Origin of the sequence: Micromonospora sp. NBC_00860 (assembly GCF_045207375.1) — a bacterium.
Taxonomy (GTDB): domain Bacteria; phylum Actinomycetota; class Actinomycetes; order Mycobacteriales; family Micromonosporaceae; genus Micromonospora; species Micromonospora vinacea.
The window spans coordinates 7,281,156-7,298,856 of sequence record NZ_CP108825.1; the positions used below are offsets into that span (position 1 = coordinate 7,281,156).

A 17,701-nucleotide genomic window follows, 5' to 3' on the forward strand; every position below is an offset into this window, starting at 1 on the left:
GAGAAGCAGATGGCGGGTCGACTCGCGGTCGTCGGGGCCGGGTTGATGGGTTCCGGCATCGCCCAGGTGGCGGCGCAGGCGGGCTGGCAGGTGACGCTGCGCGACCTGGACGACGCGGCCACCACCCGGGGTCTCGGCGGCATTCGGAAGTCACTGGAGAAGTTCGCCGAGAAGGGCAAGATCGAGGCGTCCGAGGTCGAGGCGACGCTGGCTCGGATCACCCCGACCACCGACCTGGAGGCGGCGGCGGACGCGGACATCGTGGTCGAGGCGGTCTTCGAGCGGCTGGAGATCAAGCACGAGGTGTTCCGCGCCCTGGACAAGATCTGCAAGTCGGACGCGGTGCTCGCCACGAACACCTCGGCCATCCCGGTCACCCAGATCGCCGCGGTGACCGAGCGGCCCGAGGCGGTCGTCGGAACCCACTTCTTCTCCCCGGTGCCGATGATGCAGCTCTGCGAACTGGTGCGCGGTTACAAGACCAGCGACGCCACGCTGGACACCGCGCGGGTCTTCGCCGAGGAGATCGGCAAGACGGTCGTGGTGGTCAACCGGGACATCGCCGGCTTCGTCACGACCCGGCTGATCTCCGCCCTGGTGATGGAGGCGGTCAAGCTGGTCGAGTCCGGGGTGGTGTCCGCCGAGGACCTGGACACCGCCTGCCGGCTGGGCTTCGGGCATGCGATGGGCCCGCTGGCCACCACCGACCTGACCGGCGTGGACGTGCTGCTGCACGCCTCGAAGAACATCTACACCGACACCGCCGACGAGAAGTTCTTCCCGCCGGAGCTGCTCCAGCGGATGGTCACCGCCGGTGACCTGGGCCGCAAGACCGGCAAGGGCTTCTACACCTACTGAGTTGTGGCGACCGGGGCGGGAACCCGCCCCGGTCGGCCGCTCAGCCGTCGCGCTTGGTGGTCCAGCGGAAGGTGGTCAGGCAGAGCACCACGCCGATCACGCACCACAGGGCCAGCACCACCGCCACCCGGCCCAACTCGAACGAGCCGCCCGGCTCCTGGGCACCGAAGCTCTCCGGCAGGAACACCGACCGCAGCCCCTGGCACATCCACTTGAGCGGGAACACCGCCGCCACCTGCTGCATCCAGGTGGGGAGGTCGGTGAAGACGAAGAACACCCCGGAGATGAACTGGAGTACCAGGGCGACCGGGGTGACCACAGCCGAGCCGCTGCGGGCGGTGCGGGCCAGCGACGAGATCGCGATGCCGCACAGAGTGCAGGCGGTCACTCCGAGCACGGCGACCCAGCCGAAGGTGAACCACTTCGCCGCGGTGCCCGGCAGGTCGAGGTCGAACAGCGCCACCGCGACGGCCAGCAGCAGTGCCGTCTCGGCGATGCCGATCGCCACCACCATGATCACTTTGCCGGCGAACCAGACCCACTTCGGCATCGGCGTGCCCCGGTAGCGCTTGAGCACCCCCCGATCCCGCTCGATCGGGATCCAGATGCCGAGGTTCTGGAAGCTCACTGTCATCAGGCCGGTCGCGATCATGCCGGTGATGAAGTACTGGGTGAACTTGACCCCGCCGCCGATCGTGCCGTCGAAGATCGACGCGAAGATCAGGATCATGATGATGGGGAAGCCCATCGTGAAGACCACGGACTCCCGGCTGCGGAGGAACTGGGTGATCTCCAGTCGACCCTGGCGCAGGGCGAGCGTGCCGGCACCCGGCCGCCGGCCGCGGGTCGCGGTGACCGGCGTCGCCGGCTTCGTCGTGGTCGTCATCGCGCGTGTCCGATCATGGTGAGGTAGACGTCCTCCAGGGTCGGCCGGGTCACCGTGAGCCCGGGGACCTCGCCGCCGTAACGCGCGGCGAGGTCGGCCACGAAGGCCGTCGGCGTCGCGCTCTGCGCGCTTTCCAGCGTCCCTTCCGGGGTACGCCAGGAGACCGTCGCGAGGGCCTCCTGCCGATTGCCCAGCCGGTTGGGAGCGGCCACCTCGACCAGCCGACCGCCGGCGATCACGCCGACCCGGTCGGCGAGGGACTCGGCCTCGTCCAGGTAGTGGGTGGTGAGCACGATTGTGGTGCCGGCCGCGGCGAGGTCGCGGATCAGCTCCCAGAACTCGCGGCGGGCCTCCGGGTCGAAGCCGGTGGTCGGCTCGTCGAGGAAGAGCAGTTCGGGGCGGCCGATGATGCCCAGGGCCACGTCCAGGCGGCGTTTCTGCCCGCCGGAGAGGGTGTGCGTCCGGGCCTTCGCCTTGTCGGCCAGCCCGACCCGCGCGATCACCTTGTCCGGGTCGTCCGCGCCGGGGTAGAAGCCGGAGAAGTGCCTGATCACCTCGGCCACGGTCAGTTCGTCGAACTCGCCGGTGCCCTGGAGCACGATGCCGACCCGGGACCGCCAGTCGGCGTCGGGTTGGGCCGGGTCGACGCCGAGGACGGTGACCTCGCCGGCATCCCGGTGGCGGTAACCCTCCAGGATCTCCACCGTGGTGGTCTTGCCGGCGCCGTTCGGGCCGAGCAACGCGAACACCTCACCGCGGTGGACGTCGAGATCTACGCCCGCCACCGCCACGTTGTCGCCGTACGCCTTGCGCAGCCCTCGGACGGAGATGGCCAGCTCGTCATCCATGCCGTCCAGTGTGCGTCCTGGCCCGGGCCGGGTGGTGCCCGGGGTGTGGCGGTCCGCGCCACTGCGGGCGCTTGGCACCCGGACGTCCCCGACATGGACCTGTGTGGTTTTCCACAGCCTCTTTTACTGAACGGTAACTTAGACTCCGGCCATGGATGAGACGGCTTTCCCCGGGCGGCTGCCCGAGCGGGACCGCCCGTGGGTGATGCGCACCTACGCCGGCCACTCGTCGGCCGCGGCGACCAACGCCCTCTTCCGCCGCAACCTGGCGAAGGGGCAGACCGGCCTGTCGGTCGCCTTCGACCTGCCCACCCAGACCGGGTACGACCCGGACCACGAACTCGCCTCTGGCGAGGTCGGACGGGTCGGCGTGCCGGTGGCCCACCTCGGCGACATGCGGGCGCTCTTCGACGGTCTCCCGCTCGCCGACACGAACACCTCGATGACCATCAACGCGCCGGCGATGTGGCTGCTCGCCCTGTACGGCACCGTCGGGCTGGAGCAGGGCGCCGACCTGACCCGCTGCGCCGGCACCACCCAGAACGACATCATCAAGGAGTACCTGTCCCGGGGGACCTACATCTTCCCGCCGGCGGCGTCGCTGCGGCTGACCGCCGACGTGGTGGCGTACACGCTGCGGGAGATGCCCCGGTGGAACCCGGTGAACATCTGCTCGTACCACCTCCAGGAGGCCGGCGCGACGCCCGTGCAGGAGGTCGGCTTCGCGCTGGCCACCGCTGTCGCCGTGCTCGACGCGGTCCGTGACTCCGGTCAGGTGCCGGCCGAGCGGATGGGCGACGTGGTCCAGCGGATCTCGTTCTTCGTCAACGCCGGGGTGCGCTTCGTCGAGGAGATCGCGAAGATGCGCGCGTTCGGCGTGCTCTGGGACGAGATCACCCGGGACCGGTACGGGGTCACCGACGCCCGGCAACGGCGGTTCCGCTACGGCGTGCAGGTCAACTCGCTCGGCCTCACCGAGGCGCAGCCGGAGAACAACATCCAGCGCATCGTGCTGGAGATGCTCGGCGTGACGATGTCCCGCGACGCCCGGGCCCGCGCGGTCCAACTGCCGGCCTGGAACGAGGCGCTCGGCCTGCCCCGCCCGTGGGACCAGCAGTGGTCGCTGCGGATGCAGCAGGTCCTGGCGTACGAGTCGGATCTGCTCGAGTATCCCGACCTCTTCGCCGGCTCGCACGTGATGACCGCGCTGGTCGACGAGGTCGTCACCGGGGCGCGGGTCGAGCTGGACAAGGTGCTGGAGCTGGGCGGCGTCGTCGCCGCCGTGGAGACCGGCTACCTCAAGAGCGCGCTGGTCGCGTCGCTGGCCGAGCGCCGCCGCCGGATGGAGTCCGGTGCCGACGTGGTGGTCGGGGTCAACCGGTACACCGAGACCGAATCCTCCCCGTTGACCGCCGCCGGCGCCGGAGCGGTCGAGCAGGTCGATCCCGCGGTCGAGGCGGCCGCCACGGACGGCGTACGCCGGTGGCGGGCCGACCGGGACACGGCCGTCGTCGACGCGGCGCTGGCCCGGCTCCGCGCGGACGCCGCGACCACCACCAACCTGATGCCGGCCACCCTGGAGTGCGTGCGGGCCGGGGTGACCACCGGCGAGTGGGCCGGCGCGCTGCGCCAGGTCTTCGGCGAGTACCGGGCGCCGACCGGCCTGGCCGGCGCCACCGGTGGCGGCGGTGAGCCGGGGCTTGTGGCGGTCCGCGAGCGGGTCACCGCCACGGCGCGGGAGTTGGGCAGCGGCCGGCTGCGGCTGCTGGTCGGCAAGCCCGGCCTGGATGGGCACTCCAACGGCGCCGAGCAGATCGCGGTACGCGCCCGCGACGCCGGCTTCGAGGTCGTCTACCAGGGCATCCGGTTGACGGCGGGGCAGATCGTCGCCGCCGCCGTGGAGGAGGACGTCGACCTGGTCGGGCTCTCCGTGCTCTCCGGGTCGCACCTGGCCGCCGTGCCAGCGGTGCTCGACGGGCTGCGCGCCGCCGGCCGGCCGGACCTGCCGGTGGTGGTGGGCGGCATCATCCCGGTCGGTGACGCGGACACCCTCCGGGCGGCCGGGGTCGCCCGGGTCTTCACCCCGAAGGACTTCGCTCTCACCGGCATCATCGACGAGCTGGTGACTGTCATCCGTCGCGCCAACGACCTGCCCTGATCGAACGCTGCCCCCGGCCCCGGCCGGCGGCCGGGGCTCAGTGGCGTGGGTCAGCGGCCGGCGTAGGTCATGCAGTCGGCCATGTCGTTGTCCGGGCCGACCCTGATCGACGCCGCGTGGCACTCCAGCTGCTCGTTGTGCCGGCAGTCGGAGCGCTGGCAGGCGCCCACCTGCGCGATCAGGCTCTCCACACCGCCCCGGACGGGCGACTCGACGAAGGTGTGGCAGTGGGCGTGATCCATGCTGCCGATGGTGATCGCGAAGGCGTGGCAGTCACCCGACTGGTTGTACGCGCACGCGGCGACCACACATTCCTGGACTCGGGGCATCTCCAACGCTGCGGTCATGCCGACCTCCTCTAGGCTCTTGCCCCGATACTAGGCTTTTGTCGACACGTGGAGCCCTGGTATGGCGGGCCGCCGATCCGCCGCTCAAGCGTCAGACGCGGAAGCCGGCGGCGCGGGCCGCCTCGCGTTCGCGGCGTCGTTCGGAACGACGGCGGACGAACCAGAAGGTGAAGAACACCAGGCCGACCAGGAAGACGAGCACCAGCACCGGCAGGATGATCGCCACCAGGGAGACCACCACGCTGGTGGCGTCCTCGGCGGTGCTGGCGACCGGGGCGCCGATCCCGGCGGTCGTCGCGTTGATCACCGGGCGGGCTGCGGATTTCAGCAGGTGCACGCCCAACGCCAGCAGTACGCCGGTGACGACCGGCACCCACTGGTGGGACGAGAAGAAGCTCCCCGGGTCGCTGACCGTCACCGTCTCCGACGAGGAGCCGGCACCGAAGGCCAGGCCACCGGCAGTGGGCCTGACCACTGTCTGCACCACGTCGTTGATGTGGTCGACCACTGGCACCTTGTCCGCCACCATCTCCACGGCGAGCAGCACGGCCATGATGGCGATGACCCAGCCGTTGCCGAGCCAGGTCCAGCTGCTGGGCAGGTCGATCAGGTCGGTGTAACGGCCGAGTAGACCGAGGATGAGCAGGGGTATGTAGGCGTTCAGCCCCGCCGAGGCGGCGAGACCGGTGCCGGTGAGGACTTCGAACACGGTCTCAGCATCGCATCGACGCGCCAGTGCCGCTCGCTGGCGACCGGTGGGTGCTCGGCTACCCTCGTCGGGTGCGGTTGGTCATTGCGAAGTGCTCGGTGGACTATGTCGGACGGCTCTCGGCTCACCTGCCGCCGGCCACCCGGTTGCTGATGGTGAAGGCGGACGGGTCGGTGTCCATCCATGCCGACGACCGTGCGTACAAGCCGTTGAACTGGATGAGCCCGCCATGCCGGTTGGAGGAGGCCCCCGGGGTGTGGCGGGTCGTCAACAAGGCTGGCGAGGAGCTGCGGATCACCCTGGAGGAGATCTTCCAGGACACCTCGTACGAGTTGGGTGTGGATCCGGGCCTGCGCAAGGACGGGGTGGAGGCGCACCTGCAGGAGTTGCTGGCCGCCAACCCGAGTGTGCTGGGTGAGGGGTTCACGCTGGTCCGCCGCGAGTACATGACGGCGATCGGCCCGGTCGACCTGCTGTGCCGGGACGCCAACTCGGGCTCGGTCGCCATCGAGGTCAAGCGGCGTGGCGACATCGACGGGGTGGAGCAGTTGACCCGCTACCTCGAGTTGATGAACCGTGACCCGCTGCTCAGCCCGGTCGTCGGGGTCTTCGCCGCCCAGGAGATCAAGCCGCAGGCCCGGGTGCTCGCCACCGACCGGGGCATCCGGTGTGTGGTCGTGGACTACGACAAGCTGCGCGGCATCGTGAAGGACGAGCTGACCCTCTTCTGACCGGAGCCCTAGCCGTTGCGCACCGCGATCAGCGACTTCGGCAGGCCGAACACCCGCTCCACCAGCATCGTGGAGTCGGGGAAGTAGTGGCGCATCTGCGAGCGGTCCAGCAGTTCGGTCCAGAGCACCTGGTGGATGGCGGCGTCGTGGCTGCGGGTCGGCTTGTGCCCCAACGGCCAGCGTTGCGCGAGCGCGGTGCGCAGTCGTACCGGCAGGAACTGCATGCCCGGCGCGATCCAGTGTGGCTCGATGGGAAAGTAGCGGTAGGGCGTCTGCACCCAGTGTCGGTCGGCCAGTGAGCGGACGGCGGCGGCGAAGCGGATCCGGCGTTCGTGCCCGCCCACGTGCTCCAGCACCGAGTTCGAGAAGACCATGTCGAAGCTGCCGTTGGTGAGGTGCGGGGGCAGGTCGCAGGCGTCGGCCTGCTCGACGTGGGCCCATTCCGGAACGACAGCGGGCGGCTGCTCCAGGTTGACGACTGTCACCCGGGCCGGTCGGACGGTGGCGCGGTGCCAGGTGCCGAGCCGACCGCCGAGGTCGACCACGTGCATGTCACCGATGTCGGGGAAGGTGCGCGCCAGCCAGTCCGAGCGGTGCCGACGACGTCGGGCGCTCCACGACTGGTCACTGTCGACAAGGCGGTAGCGCAATCGATTGGGGCCCATTTAACGCAATGTACCGCCGTGGACACAACGTATAAACATGTGGATACGCCGATCCTTGGTGATGATCGGTTATCCGACACTCACCTTCCGTACATCGCCTTGATCGCCTTGACGAGCCGGGCCACGTCGGTGGGCGTGCGGTCGAAGGTCATCGACGGCAGCAGCGACCGGGCGCGGCGTCGGGTGATCGCCTTGGACCGGCCGAACTCACGCAGGCCGTCCTCCCCGTGGATCCGACCGAAGCCGGAGTCGCCGACACCACCGAACGGCAGGGTGGACATGCCGGCGAAGGTCAACGTGGAGTTGATCGAGGCCATCCCGGAGCGCAGCCGCCGTGCGATGGCCACCGCGCGTCGCCGGCCGAAGACCGAACCCCCGAGGCCGTACGACAGGGCGTTGGCGCGGGTGACGGCCTCGTCGGCGTCACGGACCCGGCTGATGGTCAGCGTGGGGCCGAAGGTCTCCTCGCGGACGGCGGCCGACTCCTCCGGCACGTCCACCAGCACTGTGGGGTGGACGTACGGCGGCTGTACGGCGCTCGGGCCGCCGAGCACCGCGCGCCCGCCGGACGTGATCGCGGCGTCGATGTGCCGGCGGATCACGTCGATCTGCCTGGGCATGGTGATCGGCCCGATGTCGGTGCCCTCCGGCCCGACGGTCAGCCGGCCGGCGCGCGCCACCACCTTGTCGACGAAGGCGTCGAAGACGGCGTCCACGGCGTACACCCGCTCGATGCCGATGCAGGTCTGGCCCGCGTTGGTCATGCCGCCCCAGACGCACGCCTCGGCGGCCGCGTCCAGGTCGGCGTCGCTGTCGACGATCATGGCGTCCTTGCCGCCACCCTCGATGAGCACCGGGGTCAGCGTCTCGGCGCAGGCGGCCATCACCTTCCGGGCGGTGGCGGTGGAGCCGGTGAAGGCCAGTTTGTTGACGCCGGAGCGGCACAGCGCCGCGCCCACGTCGCCCAACCCGTGCACGGCGGTGAAGACCGGTTGCTCGGGCACCACCTCGGCGAAGCTGTCCACCAGCCACTGGCCGACGGCGGGGGTGTATTCGCTCGGCTTGAGCACCGCGGCGTTCCCGGCGGCGAGGGCGTACGCGGCGGAGCCGATCGGCGTGAAGACCGGATAGTTCCACGGCCCGATGACGCCCACGACCCCGTACGGCTGGTATTCGAGGTGGGCGGAGAACTCGGCGAGGATGAGCCGGGACCGCACCCGGCGTGGGCCGAGCACGCGGCCGGCGTTGCGGGCGGCCCAGTCGATGTGTTCGATAGCGGTGACGATCTCGACGATGGCGTCGGCGACCGGCTTCCCGCCCTCGACGTGCACCACCTCGGCCAACTGCTCGATCCGCTTGGCGAGCAGGGCGCGCCAGCGCAGCAACCGCTCGCGACGGCCGGTGAAGCCGAGACCGGCCCACCACTCGCCGGCGGCGCGGGCGCGGTCGACGGCTTCCCGCACGTCGGCATCGGTGGCGACCGGGAGGCGACCGGCCTCGGCGCCGGTCGCCGGGCTGGTGGAAACCAAGTGGCCCGCGTCGATGACCGGAACGCCCGGGATATGCACTGCCGTCATGGCGGAAGTCTAGACCCGAGGATTACTCACCGGTAGGGTCCGCGATTCGGGGCCGGGGGACCGGCGTCGCACCAACCCGACCGATCGTTGATCAGTGCAGGTCAGGGCGTTGGTGACGGATGCGGCCCGCCCGAATCGTCGAACGGCAGATGGCCGGGAGGTGACGAGAGGCTGACCGGCCGGTCGGTATTGACGACTACCGTCTGATGGCAAGCTGACGCGCGGAGTGACGGTGTGGGGTGGAGGGCTGACTGTCCATGGAGGAACATCCGGAACTGATGCCGCTGTTGACGGTCGCGGGTGGACCGATGCGCGGAGCGAGCTTTCGCATGCGAGCCGAGGTTCAGGTGATCGGCCGCGCGCCGACCGGTCAGGTGGTCATCAACGATCCGCACCTGAGCCGTCGCCACGCCGAGGTGTGGCTGGCGCCGGAAGGCCCGTCCCTGCGGGACCTGGGCTCCACCAACGGCACCTGGCTCAACGACCGGCGGATCACCGATGTGGAACGACTCTCCGACGGTGACGTGATCCGGCTGGGCCGTACCGAACTGCGCCTGTTCGACCCCGGGGTGGCGCTCACCGATCCGGTGGGGCTCAGCTTCGGCCCGTCCCGGCGCGACGTCCGACCGACGCTGCCGCTACCGCTGGCCGCGCCACCGGGCACGCGTCGCTGACCGCCCGGCGGTCGGCCACATCGGGCAGCTGACCGCCCGGCTCTCGGCCACATCGGGCAGCTGATCGCCTGGCGGTCGGCCACACCGGGCAGCTCCGTTGGGTGGCGGTCCGACACCTGGACCGGCGGAGGCACCCGTGGCAGCATGCCGCGGATGGAAACCGAGCAGCGGACCGTGACGGCGAACGGCATCACCCAGGCGGTACGGGTGGCCGGCCCGCCGGACGGCACACCGGTGCTGCTGATCCACGGCAACTGCTCGTCCGCGCTGTTCTGGGAGCCGCTGGTCCGCCGGCTGCCACCGACGCTGCGGGTGGTCGCCCCCGACCTGCGGGGGTACGGCGACTCCGCGACCGCCCCGGTGGACGCCACCCGGGGCCTGCGGGACTTCGCCGACGACGTGGCCGCCCTGCTGGACGACCCGACGCTCTTCGCCGCCGACGCGCGCCCGGTGGTGGTGGGGCACTCCCTCGGCGGCGGGGTGGCGATGCGGCTGCTGGTCGACCATCCGCACCGGGTGGGGGCTTTGCTGCTGGCGGCGCCGGTCTCCCCGTACGGCTTCGGTGGCACCCGCGACCTGACCGGCACGCCGACCACCCCCGACTTCGCCGGCACCGGCGCCGGCACGGCCAACCCGGACTTCGTCGCCCGCCTCGCGGCCGGCGACCGGAGCGCGGACGCACCGGCCAGCCCGCGGGCCGTGCTGCGAGCCACCTACGTGGCCGATTCTGCCGCCTTGGGCGAGGACGAGGATCTGCTGCTGGACACCGTGCTGTCCACCGCCACCGGGGACGACAACTACCCGGGCACGGCGGTGCCGTCGGAGAACTGGCCGGGCACCGCGCCGGGGGAGCGCGGGGTGCTCAACGCGCTCGCGCCGACCTGGTTCCGGCTCGCCGACGAGCTGGTGGCCGTCGCCGAGAAGCCACCCGTCACCTGGGTACGCGGAGACGTCGACGTCATCGTCTCGGACACCTCACTCTTCGACCTGGCGTACCTGGGTTCGCTGGATCTCGTGCCCGGCTGGCCCGGCGCGGACGCCTGCCCACCGCAGCCGATGGTCGGCCAGACCCGGGCCGTGCTCGACCGGTACGCGGCGGCCGGCGGCGCGTACCACGAGGTGGTGCTGCCCGGCTGCGGTCACAGCCCGCACCTGGAGCGCCCGTCGGAGTTCGTCGCGGAGTTGCTGGCCCTGACCAGCGTGGCGACCGCATAGCGGTCCGGCTGCGCCGTGGGTGAAATATGCCACGGCGTCTCGACAACTCACCGTCACGTGGCAGACTCGCGCGCATAACCTTAGCGGCCGTTCAGTGGCCGTGCGGAGTCTCTGGGGAGGCCGGTCGTGGCGCGCGAGTTCAGCACCGTAGGCGTGGTGGGGCTGGGCACCATGGGTGCCGGCATCGTCGAGGTCTTCGCCCGCAACGGCATCGACGTGGTGGCCGTGGAGATCTCCGAGCCGGCGCTGGAGCGCGGCCGGGCCACCCTGAAGGGTTCCACCGACCGGGCGGTCGCCAAGGGCAAGCTCGCCGAGGCGGACCGCGACGCCCTGCACGAGCGGGTGCACTTCGCGGTCGGGCTGGACGCGTTGCACTCCGTCGACCTGGTCATCGAGGCGGTGCCCGAACACCTCGACCTCAAGCAGCGGATCTTCGCCGAGCTGGACCGGGTCTGCCGACCGGAGACCATCCTCGCCACCAACACCTCCTCGTTGAGCGTCACCGAGATCTCGGTGGCCACCAGCCGACCCAACCAGGTGATCGGCATCCACTTCTTCAACCCGGCCCCGGTGATGAAGCTTGTCGAGGTGGTCCGCACTGTCGTCACCGCACCCGAGGTGGTCGCCGACGTCGAGGCGCTCTGCGCCCGGCTCGGCAAGGTCGACGTCACCATCAACGACCGGGCCGGTTTCATCGCCAACGCGCTGCTCTTCGGCTACCTCAACCACGCGGTCAGCATGTTCGAGTCGCACTACGCGACCCGCGAGGACATCGACGCCGCCATGAAGCTCGGCTGCGGCCTGCCGATGGGCCCACTGGCGCTGATGGACCTGATCGGCCTGGACACCGCGTACGAGATCCTCGACACCATGTACCGGCGCGGCGGGCGGGACCGCCGGCACGCCCCGGTGCCACTGCTCAAGCAGATGGTGACGGCGGGGCTGCTCGGCCGGAAGTCCGGCCGGGGCTTCTACACCTACGAACGGCCCGGCTCCCCGGTGGTCGTACCGGACGAGGCGACGCCGCTCGCCACGGAGTCGGCGCTGGCCGACGGTGCGCGCGCCATCGCGAAGGTCGGCGTGGTCGGCTCCGGAACGATGGCCACCGGGATCATCGAGGTCTTCGCGAAGGCCGGCTACGAGGTCGTCTCGGTGACCCGCGGCATGGAGAAGTCCGCGAAGGTCTGCGAGGCGGTGAAGACCTCACTGAACAAGGGCGTCGTGCGCGGCAAGCTCGCCGAGGCCGACCGGGACGCCGCCCTGGGCCGGATCAGCTGGTCCGCCACGCTCGACCATCTCGCCGACGTCGACCTGGTGGTCGAGGCGGTCGTCGAGGAGCTGAGCGTCAAGAAGGCCCTCTTCGCGAGCCTCGACGAGATCTGCAAGCCGGGCGTGGTGCTGGCCACCACCACCTCGTCGCTGCCGGTGATCGACGTGGCGATGGCCACCCAGCGGCCGGCCGACGTGGTGGGTCTGCACTTCTTCAACCCGGCGCCGGTCATGCCGCTGGTCGAGGTCGTCCGCACCATCCGCACCTCCCCGGAGGCCACCGCCACCGCCCGCGCCGTCTGCGCCGCACTCGGCAAGACGGGTGTGGTCTGCGGCGACCGATCCGGCTTCATCGTCAACGCGCTGCTCTTCCCCTACCTGAACGACGCGGTGAAGATGCTGGAGGCCAGCTACTCGACGGCCGACGACATCGACCACGCCATGAAGCTGGGCTGCGGCTACCCGATGGGCCCGTTCGAGCTGCTCGACGTCGTCGGGCTGGACGTCTCCCTGGCCATCCAGCGCGAGCTGTACCTGGAACTGCGCGAGCCGGGCTTCGCACCCGCGCCGCTGCTGGAACACCTGGTCACCGCCGGCTACCTGGGCCGCAAGACCCGCCGCGGCTTCCGCGACCACTCGCACCGCTGACCGGGTCAACGCTGACGGCCACCGGCGGCGTCTGAGTGGTGTGACCTTCGAGGAGTACGTCGGCAGTCGAGGTCCAGCCCTGTTTCGGCTGGCCCGGCTGCTGACCGGTGACGAGCACCGGGCCGAGGACCTCACCCAGGAGGTGCTGTCCCGGGCGTACGTGCACTGGCGCAAGATCTCGCGGGCGGACCGGCCCGACGTGTACGTGCGCCGCATGCTGGTCAACGCCAACATCTCCTGGTGGCGTCGCCGGTCCAACCGCGAACTGGCCGTCGACACCTTCGCCGAGCGGGCACACCGAGGCGACCTCGGCGGCGAAGCGGCCGACCGGGACGAGATGTGGCGGCTGATCCTCGGCCTGCCCGACCGTCAGCGGGCGGTCCTGGTGCTGCGCTACTACGAGGACCTCGACGACGCGACCATCGCCCAGATCCTGGACTGCTCGCCGGTCACCGTCCGCACCCACGCGATGCGGGCGCTCGCCAACCTCCGGGAGCGCTGCGGTGCCCCGGCCACGAACGGGAGCCGACCGTGACGGACCTCGACGAGCGGATCGTCCGAACCCTGCGGGACCGTGCCGAGGGCACCGTGGACGCCGACCGGCTGCTGCGGGCTTCCCACGCTCGAGGCCGCCGCCGCCAACTCCACCGCCGGGTCGCCGCAGGGACCGCGTTGTCCCTGATCGGGGCGCTCGGCGTCGTCGGAATGACCGGGACGGGCCTCGACGGGTTGACCGGCCGCCTGCCCTGGACCGCCACGACGTCCACCGGGGCCACGCCGGTGCCGCCCCGCATCGACGGGGTGCCCGGGGCCGCCGCCGACCCGGCGCTGGTCGGCAGCGATCCGAACGTGCTGCACTTCGGCCTCGACCCGACCCAGGCCCGCTATCTGGGCTGGGAGGTTATCCGGGGCCGCACCGAATCGGTCCGGCTCAGCGTCCGGGATGACCAACCGGTGCATGTCGAGGTGAGCAGTACGCCGGAGTTGTCGATTAGCGTCTCGTTCGGCGGCGTCGAGGTTGAGGCGGCCGCACCGGGGCCCCAGACCTTCGACGGCACGATCCACCAAGCGAGCGGCAGCGTGCGTGCAATGGTCAAGTCGTGGCACCCCGCGCCAGGTCTGTACGCCCGTGCCGTCATCTTGCGGGGGGACCGTGCCGGGCTGGAGCAGGCGGTCAAGGCACTGCGCTGGAACGAGGCACACTCGTGTGCCGTGCCGCTGCGGCTCGATGCCCTGCCCGAAGGCGCGCCGATCACTTCCTGCTCGGTGGACGTCAGCTCCTACCCGAGACTGGTCTCCTCGGAGATCACCCTTGCGCGGGCGGCGACCGAGGCCATGTTCGTGAAATACCGCTATGCGAGCGGGGCTGGCACCCGCACCGCGGGGAATCGGACTGTCGCTGGCCGGCCCGCGTTCTTCTCTGGGACGACCCTGGATCTGCTCGGCATCCCCAAGACGGTGGTGAGTGCCACCTTCGGCTTGCAGCGGGAGGACAGGCGACCGGTCGGCGTCCAGCCGGGCGCGCCACGCGGCTTCACCGAGGCGGACGCGACGACAGTCCTGGCGGGGGCGCGGGTCGTCGAAGACCCGACGCGGTCGGAGAGTTGGGAGTGATCTCAACCGTTGGGCGGGCTGGCCGCGAGCTCGTCCCGTCCGGCGGAACGTACGCTTGGTGACTGTGAGCCCCCGTCGCAATCGCCCTCGCCGGGACGAGAACGCCAACCTGGACGCCGACCGGGTCCGGCAGGGTGTCGCCTCGGTGCAGCAGTGGACCGACGGCGCCTGGCAGGTACGCGGCATCGGCGCGGGAGCGTCGGTCAAGACGTACCGCTGCCCGGGTTGTGACCAGGAGATCCGACCCGGGGTGGCCCACCTGGTGGCCTGGCCGGCGGACGGCCTGGGTGACCTGACCGACCGGCGGCACTGGCACAGCGGCTGCTGGCGCGCCCGGGAGCGACGCGGCCCCGCGGTGCAGCGCGGCCGGGGTACCCCGCGCTATTGAACGACCCCGCCCGTTAGCGACCTGGGTCACGCTGTTCGTGCCTGGGCGGGCGGCGGCGGCGACTTCGCGACAGACTTGGGCGGTGAGCACAACGATCCGCGCGTCGTCGATCCTGCCCGGCCGCCGGGAGGACATCGAGCTGCACACCGCCGACGGTCTGCGGCTGGTCGGTGAGCTGGCCCTGCCGGCCGACCGGCCGCCGGTGGCCACCCTGGTCTGCCTGCACCCGCTGCCCACCCACGGCGGAATGATGGACAGCCACGTGTTCCGCAAGGCGGCCTGGCGGCTGCCCGCCCTGGCCGACCTGGCGGTGCTGCGGTTCAACACCCGGGGCACCAGCAGTGTGCGCGGCACCAGCGAGGGGGCCTTCGACGGCGCGGTGGGCGAGCGGTACGACGTGGCTGCCGCCATCGAGTACGCGGAGTTCGCCGAGCTGCCCAACATCTGGCTCGTCGGCTGGTCGTTCGGCACCGACCTGGCGCTGAAGTACGGCTGCGACCCGACGATCGCCGGGGCGATCCTGCTCTCCCCGCCGCTGCGCTTCTCCGCCCCCGAGGACCTGGCCACCTGGGCCGACTCGGGTCGGCCGCTGGTGGCGCTGGTGCCGGAGTTCGACGACTACCTGCGCCCCACCGAGGCGCGGGAACGGTTCGCCGCCGTGCCGCAGGCCGAGGTGGTCGGGGTGCCGGGCGCCAAGCACCTCTGGGTGGGCGACGCGGAGACGGTGCTCGACGAGATCGTCCGTCGGGTCAACCCGGCCGTCGAGGTGCCGCTCCCGACGACCTGGGACGGCCCGATGGAGGCCGGCGACGTCAGCGCGTACGCCGACCGGACGGTGGCCGCCTTTGCCGACACCCCGGTCCCCGGCCCGGCCGCCGGTCAGGCCAGCTGACGCTCAGCGGCGCTCCTGGCGGGGCAGTACCACCTCGCGCAGGATCAGTTGCAGCGCGGCCACAGTGGGGATGGCGATCAGCGCGCCCACCACGCCCAGCAGCGACACCCCGAGCAGGGCGGCCAGCAGGGCGGCCACCTCGTTGACCTCCACCGAACGCCGCATCACCTTCGGGTAGATCAGGTAGTTCTCCACCTGCTGGTAGATGAGGAAGAACACCGCGCAGGCGATGCCGGTGGGCAGGTCGGCGGCGAAGCCGACCAGGCTCACGATCACCGCGCCCAGGGTCGCGCCGATCTGCGGGATCAGGTCGGTCACCGCGACCACCACGGCCAGCGCGAACGGGTACGGCAGGTCGACGATCAGCGCGAACACGAAGGTGGTCGCGCCGGCCAGCACCGCGATGCTCAACGCGCCGACCATGTACGAGCCCACCTTGGCCAGGATCTCGTCGCCGATCAGCTGCACCCTCTGCCGCCGCGACCGGGGCACCACCGAGTAGCCCAGCGAACGCAGCTTGTCGAAGTAGGCCAGGAAGTAGATCGTCAACACCAGCACGGTCAGCGTCCGGAACACCGTGCCGAAGATCAGTTGTGCGCCGCCGAGCACCCCGCCGAGCGCCCGCCCCACCGTCTCCGCGTTGGCCGCGCCCTGCACCCGCTCCACCACGTCGTACCGCTCCACCAGGTCATTGACCGTCGGGTTGCGGCGCAACTCGTCGAGCAGGCTCGGGATCTGGTCGATGAACTGCCCGGACTGGGTGACGATCGGCGGGACCAGCGCCACCACGCCGCCGCAGAGCAGCAGCACCACCGTCAGGGCGACCGCCGCCACCGCCAGGCCGTGCGGCACACCCCAGCGCCCCAGCCGGACCACCGCCGGGTTGAGGCCGACCGCGAGGAAGAGCGCGATCACCACCAGCACGAGGATGCCGCCGGCATTGCGAATCCCCAGATAGAGGGTGTACGCCAGCAGCACGCCCAGCGCACCGGTGAAGCCGAGCAGGAAGCTGCTACGGCGCAGTGGCCGCCCCGGTGTGCCGAACTTTCCGGACGGGACCGCCGGTGGCTCCTCCGGGTCGACCCCCGGCGCGGGGACCGGCACCGGCGGTGGCGTCTCGGCCGCCGGTGGTGTCTCGGCTGACGGTGGCGTCTTCGCCGGTTGTGGGTTTTCCGCTGGCGGAGGACCGGGGGTCACGTTCGGTTCGTCGCCGGACGGGTCGTGCTGTGGCACCAGGGACCTCCCGGCTCAGGCGGTGGGACGACGGGCGACGGCCACGAACGCCCGCCACGCGGCAGGCGCGAACACCAGCACCGGACCAGCGGGGTCCTTGCTGTCCCGCACCCCCACGACCCCGGGCAGGTTGTCCGCCACCTCGACGCACTCACTGTTGCCGCTGCGAGTGGAGGTGCGCCAAACTGCGCCGCTCAGGTGCATGAATCCACTGCTTCCTTCATCAGGTCAATCGAGTGCCGATGAGAGAGCGCTTCGTTGCGAACCGTCTCCCATCGTGAGAGCAGCGTAGCCACGTCGCCATCTCGGTCAACCACGACGCCGGCAAGCTGGTTTTCGAGGTTGCCGACCCATCCACCGTCCGCGCCGCGCGCAAGCGTGAAGGGTCCGGACATCCCGACGTGCACTCCAACCTCGGCGGGAATGACGTGCACGCTGACCGGCGGACGCTGGGCGTAGGTGATCAGCTGGGTGAGCTGCTCGACCATGATCCCGCGCATGTGCTCAGCGGTGTGCCGCAGCGCGTGTTCGTCGACGACGGCGATGAGCTGCGGTGGGTCAGGCTGCGTGAGGATGGACTGGCGGTCCAGGCGGGCATGGACTCGGCGTTCCACTTCGTCGTCGCTGAGCAGGTCGTCGCAGCGGATCACCGCGCGGGCGTAGTTCTCGGTCTGAAGCAGCCCGGGGATCAGCGACGGCTGGAAGCACCGCAGTTGGCGGGCGGTGCGCTCGGCGTCCAGCCAGGGTCGGAACCAGCTCGGCTGGCCGTCCCGCTCGGCGAGCTTGAGCAGGTAGACGAGCAGACCGCCGGTGGTCAGCACCTCGTCGGCGCGGGCCAGGAAGAGCCGGTCCAGCGGGCGTTGGCCCAGCTCCAGCGCGGACACCATCGAGCCGGAGTAGTGCACCAGCCGGCCGAAGTCCTCCTGGCTCATCCCGGCGGCGATCCGCAGCCGGCGCAGCTGCGCGCGGATCATGTCGGCCGTCGGCGC

The 17,701-nt window shown here is 71.0% G+C and carries 19 protein-coding genes; 10 read left to right on the forward strand and 9 right to left on the reverse strand.

Translation table 11 applies throughout. The features are described from left to right. Nucleotides 1–9 precede the first annotated feature (9 nt). A complete protein-coding gene (locus OH804_RS33800) occupies nucleotides 10–858 on the forward strand; it encodes a 3-hydroxyacyl-CoA dehydrogenase family protein (RefSeq protein WP_124773549.1) in 849 nt (282 codons plus the stop codon). A 40-nt stretch (nucleotides 859–898) separates the two neighbouring features. Here OH804_RS33800 and OH804_RS33805 read toward each other — a convergent pair whose 3' ends face one another. Both OH804_RS33805 and OH804_RS33810 read right to left on the reverse strand, forming a co-directional pair. Next, on the reverse strand, nucleotides 899–1,744 hold the full coding sequence (locus OH804_RS33805; RefSeq protein WP_406061718.1) for an ABC transporter permease: 846 nt from the start codon (nucleotides 1,742–1,744) through the stop codon (nucleotides 899–901). Beyond that, nucleotides 1,741–2,592 (reverse strand): ABC transporter ATP-binding protein, encoded by an 852-nt coding sequence (locus OH804_RS33810; RefSeq protein WP_406061720.1) that lies wholly within the window; start codon nucleotides 2,590–2,592, stop codon nucleotides 1,741–1,743. Before OH804_RS33810 ends, OH804_RS33805 begins: the two co-directional genes overlap by 4 nt. 151 nt (nucleotides 2,593–2,743) lie before the next feature. On the opposite strand from OH804_RS33810, the gene OH804_RS33815 reads away from it, so the two are divergent. Then, nucleotides 2,744–4,750: a protein meaA gene (locus OH804_RS33815; protein WP_406061722.1), complete on the forward strand. Its 2,007-nt coding sequence runs from the start codon at nucleotides 2,744–2,746 to the stop codon at nucleotides 4,748–4,750. A gap of 50 nt (nucleotides 4,751–4,800) precedes the next feature. Here OH804_RS33815 and OH804_RS33820 read toward each other — a convergent pair whose 3' ends face one another. Together OH804_RS33820 and OH804_RS33825 are read right to left on the reverse strand one after the other, a co-directional pair. Continuing rightward, nucleotides 4,801–5,097, reverse strand: a complete 297-nt coding sequence (locus OH804_RS33820) for a DUF1540 domain-containing protein (RefSeq protein ID WP_196919484.1) — start codon at nucleotides 5,095–5,097, stop codon at nucleotides 4,801–4,803. Nucleotides 5,098–5,188: 91 nt separating this feature from the next. Then, a complete protein-coding gene (locus OH804_RS33825; RefSeq protein WP_406061724.1) occupies nucleotides 5,189–5,806 on the reverse strand; it encodes a DUF4126 domain-containing protein in 618 nt (205 codons plus the stop codon). 71 nt (nucleotides 5,807–5,877) lie between these two features. Here OH804_RS33825 and nucS point away from each other — a divergent pair, with 71 nt between their 5' ends. Beyond that, nucleotides 5,878–6,537 carry an endonuclease NucS gene (gene nucS, locus OH804_RS33830; protein ID WP_196919482.1) on the forward strand — a complete coding sequence of 220 codons (660 nt, stop codon included), beginning with the start codon at nucleotides 5,878–5,880 and terminating at the stop codon, nucleotides 6,535–6,537. An 8-nt stretch (nucleotides 6,538–6,545) separates the two neighbouring features. On the opposite strand, the gene OH804_RS33835 is transcribed toward nucS, so the two are convergent. Both OH804_RS33835 and OH804_RS33840 read right to left on the reverse strand, forming a co-directional pair. After that, nucleotides 6,546–7,202, reverse strand: coding sequence for a trans-aconitate 2-methyltransferase (locus tag OH804_RS33835; protein ID WP_196919481.1), 657 nt, complete (start codon nucleotides 7,200–7,202; stop codon nucleotides 6,546–6,548). 80 nt (nucleotides 7,203–7,282) lie between these two features. Next, a complete protein-coding gene (locus OH804_RS33840) occupies nucleotides 7,283–8,779 on the reverse strand; it encodes an aldehyde dehydrogenase family protein (RefSeq protein WP_406061726.1) in 1,497 nt (498 codons plus the stop codon). A 308-nt stretch (nucleotides 8,780–9,087) separates the two neighbouring features. On the opposite strand from OH804_RS33840, the gene OH804_RS33845 reads away from it, so the two are divergent. From OH804_RS33845 to OH804_RS33875, 7 genes are all read left to right on the forward strand, one after another. Then, nucleotides 9,088–9,453, forward strand: coding sequence for an FHA domain-containing protein (locus OH804_RS33845; protein ID WP_406061728.1), 366 nt, complete (start codon nucleotides 9,088–9,090; stop codon nucleotides 9,451–9,453). Between the two features lie 144 nt (nucleotides 9,454–9,597). Beyond that, a complete protein-coding gene (locus tag OH804_RS33850) occupies nucleotides 9,598–10,668 on the forward strand; it encodes an alpha/beta fold hydrolase (RefSeq protein WP_406061730.1) in 1,071 nt (356 codons plus the stop codon). 126 nt (nucleotides 10,669–10,794) lie between these two features. Further along, entirely contained in the window at nucleotides 10,795–12,585 is a 1,791-nt protein-coding gene (locus OH804_RS33855; RefSeq protein WP_196919477.1) for a 3-hydroxyacyl-CoA dehydrogenase family protein, read from the forward strand. A 40-nt stretch (nucleotides 12,586–12,625) separates the two neighbouring features. Further along, complete coding sequence (locus tag OH804_RS33860; protein WP_406061733.1) at nucleotides 12,626–13,120, forward strand: SigE family RNA polymerase sigma factor; 495 nt, start codon at nucleotides 12,626–12,628, stop codon at nucleotides 13,118–13,120. Beyond that, nucleotides 13,117–14,199, forward strand: coding sequence for a hypothetical protein (locus OH804_RS33865; protein ID WP_196919475.1), 1,083 nt, complete (start codon nucleotides 13,117–13,119; stop codon nucleotides 14,197–14,199). The genes OH804_RS33860 and OH804_RS33865 overlap by 4 nt, the downstream gene beginning before the upstream one ends. A 64-nt stretch (nucleotides 14,200–14,263) precedes the next feature. Further along, on the forward strand, nucleotides 14,264–14,587 hold the full coding sequence (locus tag OH804_RS33870; protein ID WP_231640156.1) for a hypothetical protein: 324 nt from the start codon (nucleotides 14,264–14,266) through the stop codon (nucleotides 14,585–14,587). 82 nt (nucleotides 14,588–14,669) lie between these two features. After that, nucleotides 14,670–15,479, forward strand: coding sequence for an alpha/beta hydrolase (locus tag OH804_RS33875; RefSeq protein WP_406061735.1), 810 nt, complete (start codon nucleotides 14,670–14,672; stop codon nucleotides 15,477–15,479). Nucleotides 15,480–15,482: 3 nt separating this feature from the next. Here the strand turns inward: OH804_RS33875 and OH804_RS33880 are convergent, their stop codons facing one another. The 3 genes from OH804_RS33880 to OH804_RS33890 are packed head-to-tail and all read right to left on the reverse strand — an operon-like array spanning nucleotide 15,483 to nucleotide 17,686. Continuing rightward, nucleotides 15,483–16,712: an AI-2E family transporter gene (locus tag OH804_RS33880; protein WP_406061737.1), complete on the reverse strand. Its 1,230-nt coding sequence runs from the start codon at nucleotides 16,710–16,712 to the stop codon at nucleotides 15,483–15,485. Nucleotides 16,713–16,727: 15 nt separating this feature from the next. Continuing rightward, on the reverse strand, nucleotides 16,728–16,916 hold the full coding sequence (locus tag OH804_RS33885; RefSeq protein WP_196919473.1) for a DUF397 domain-containing protein: 189 nt from the start codon (nucleotides 16,914–16,916) through the stop codon (nucleotides 16,728–16,730). Continuing rightward, the gene (locus tag OH804_RS33890; RefSeq protein WP_231392953.1) at nucleotides 16,907–17,686 is read right to left on the reverse strand and encodes a helix-turn-helix transcriptional regulator; all 780 of its coding nucleotides are present in this window, start codon (nucleotides 17,684–17,686) and stop codon (nucleotides 16,907–16,909) included. The genes OH804_RS33885 and OH804_RS33890 overlap by 10 nt, the downstream gene beginning before the upstream one ends. Between the last annotated feature and the right edge of the window lie 15 nt (nucleotides 17,687–17,701).

Excerpts from the sequence above, each read along its gene's own strand:
- OH804_RS33885 (WP_196919473.1), bottom strand. The coding sequence starts at position 16,916 with ATGCACCTGAGCGGCGCAGTTTGGCGCACCTCCACTCGCAGCGGCAAC.
- OH804_RS33840 (WP_406061726.1), bottom strand. The coding sequence starts at position 8,779 with ATGACGGCAGTGCATATCCCGGGCGTTCCGGTCATCGACGCGGGCCAC.
- OH804_RS33835 (WP_196919481.1), bottom strand. The coding sequence starts at position 7,202 with ATGGGCCCCAATCGATTGCGCTACCGCCTTGTCGACAGTGACCAGTCG.
- OH804_RS33800 (WP_124773549.1), top strand. The coding sequence starts at position 10 with ATGGCGGGTCGACTCGCGGTCGTCGGGGCCGGGTTGATGGGTTCCGGC.
- OH804_RS33890 (WP_231392953.1), bottom strand. The coding sequence starts at position 17,686 with ATGATCCGCGCGCAGCTGCGCCGGCTGCGGATCGCCGCCGGGATGAGC.
- OH804_RS33850 (WP_406061730.1), top strand. The coding sequence starts at position 9,598 with ATGCCGCGGATGGAAACCGAGCAGCGGACCGTGACGGCGAACGGCATC.
- OH804_RS33845 (WP_406061728.1), top strand. The coding sequence starts at position 9,088 with ATGCGCGGAGCGAGCTTTCGCATGCGAGCCGAGGTTCAGGTGATCGGC.
- OH804_RS33810 (WP_406061720.1), bottom strand. The coding sequence starts at position 2,592 with ATGGATGACGAGCTGGCCATCTCCGTCCGAGGGCTGCGCAAGGCGTAC.
- OH804_RS33815 (WP_406061722.1), top strand. The coding sequence starts at position 2,744 with ATGGATGAGACGGCTTTCCCCGGGCGGCTGCCCGAGCGGGACCGCCCG.
- OH804_RS33805 (WP_406061718.1), bottom strand. The coding sequence starts at position 1,744 with ATGACGACCACGACGAAGCCGGCGACGCCGGTCACCGCGACCCGCGGC.
- OH804_RS33820 (WP_196919484.1), bottom strand. The coding sequence starts at position 5,097 with ATGACCGCAGCGTTGGAGATGCCCCGAGTCCAGGAATGTGTGGTCGCC.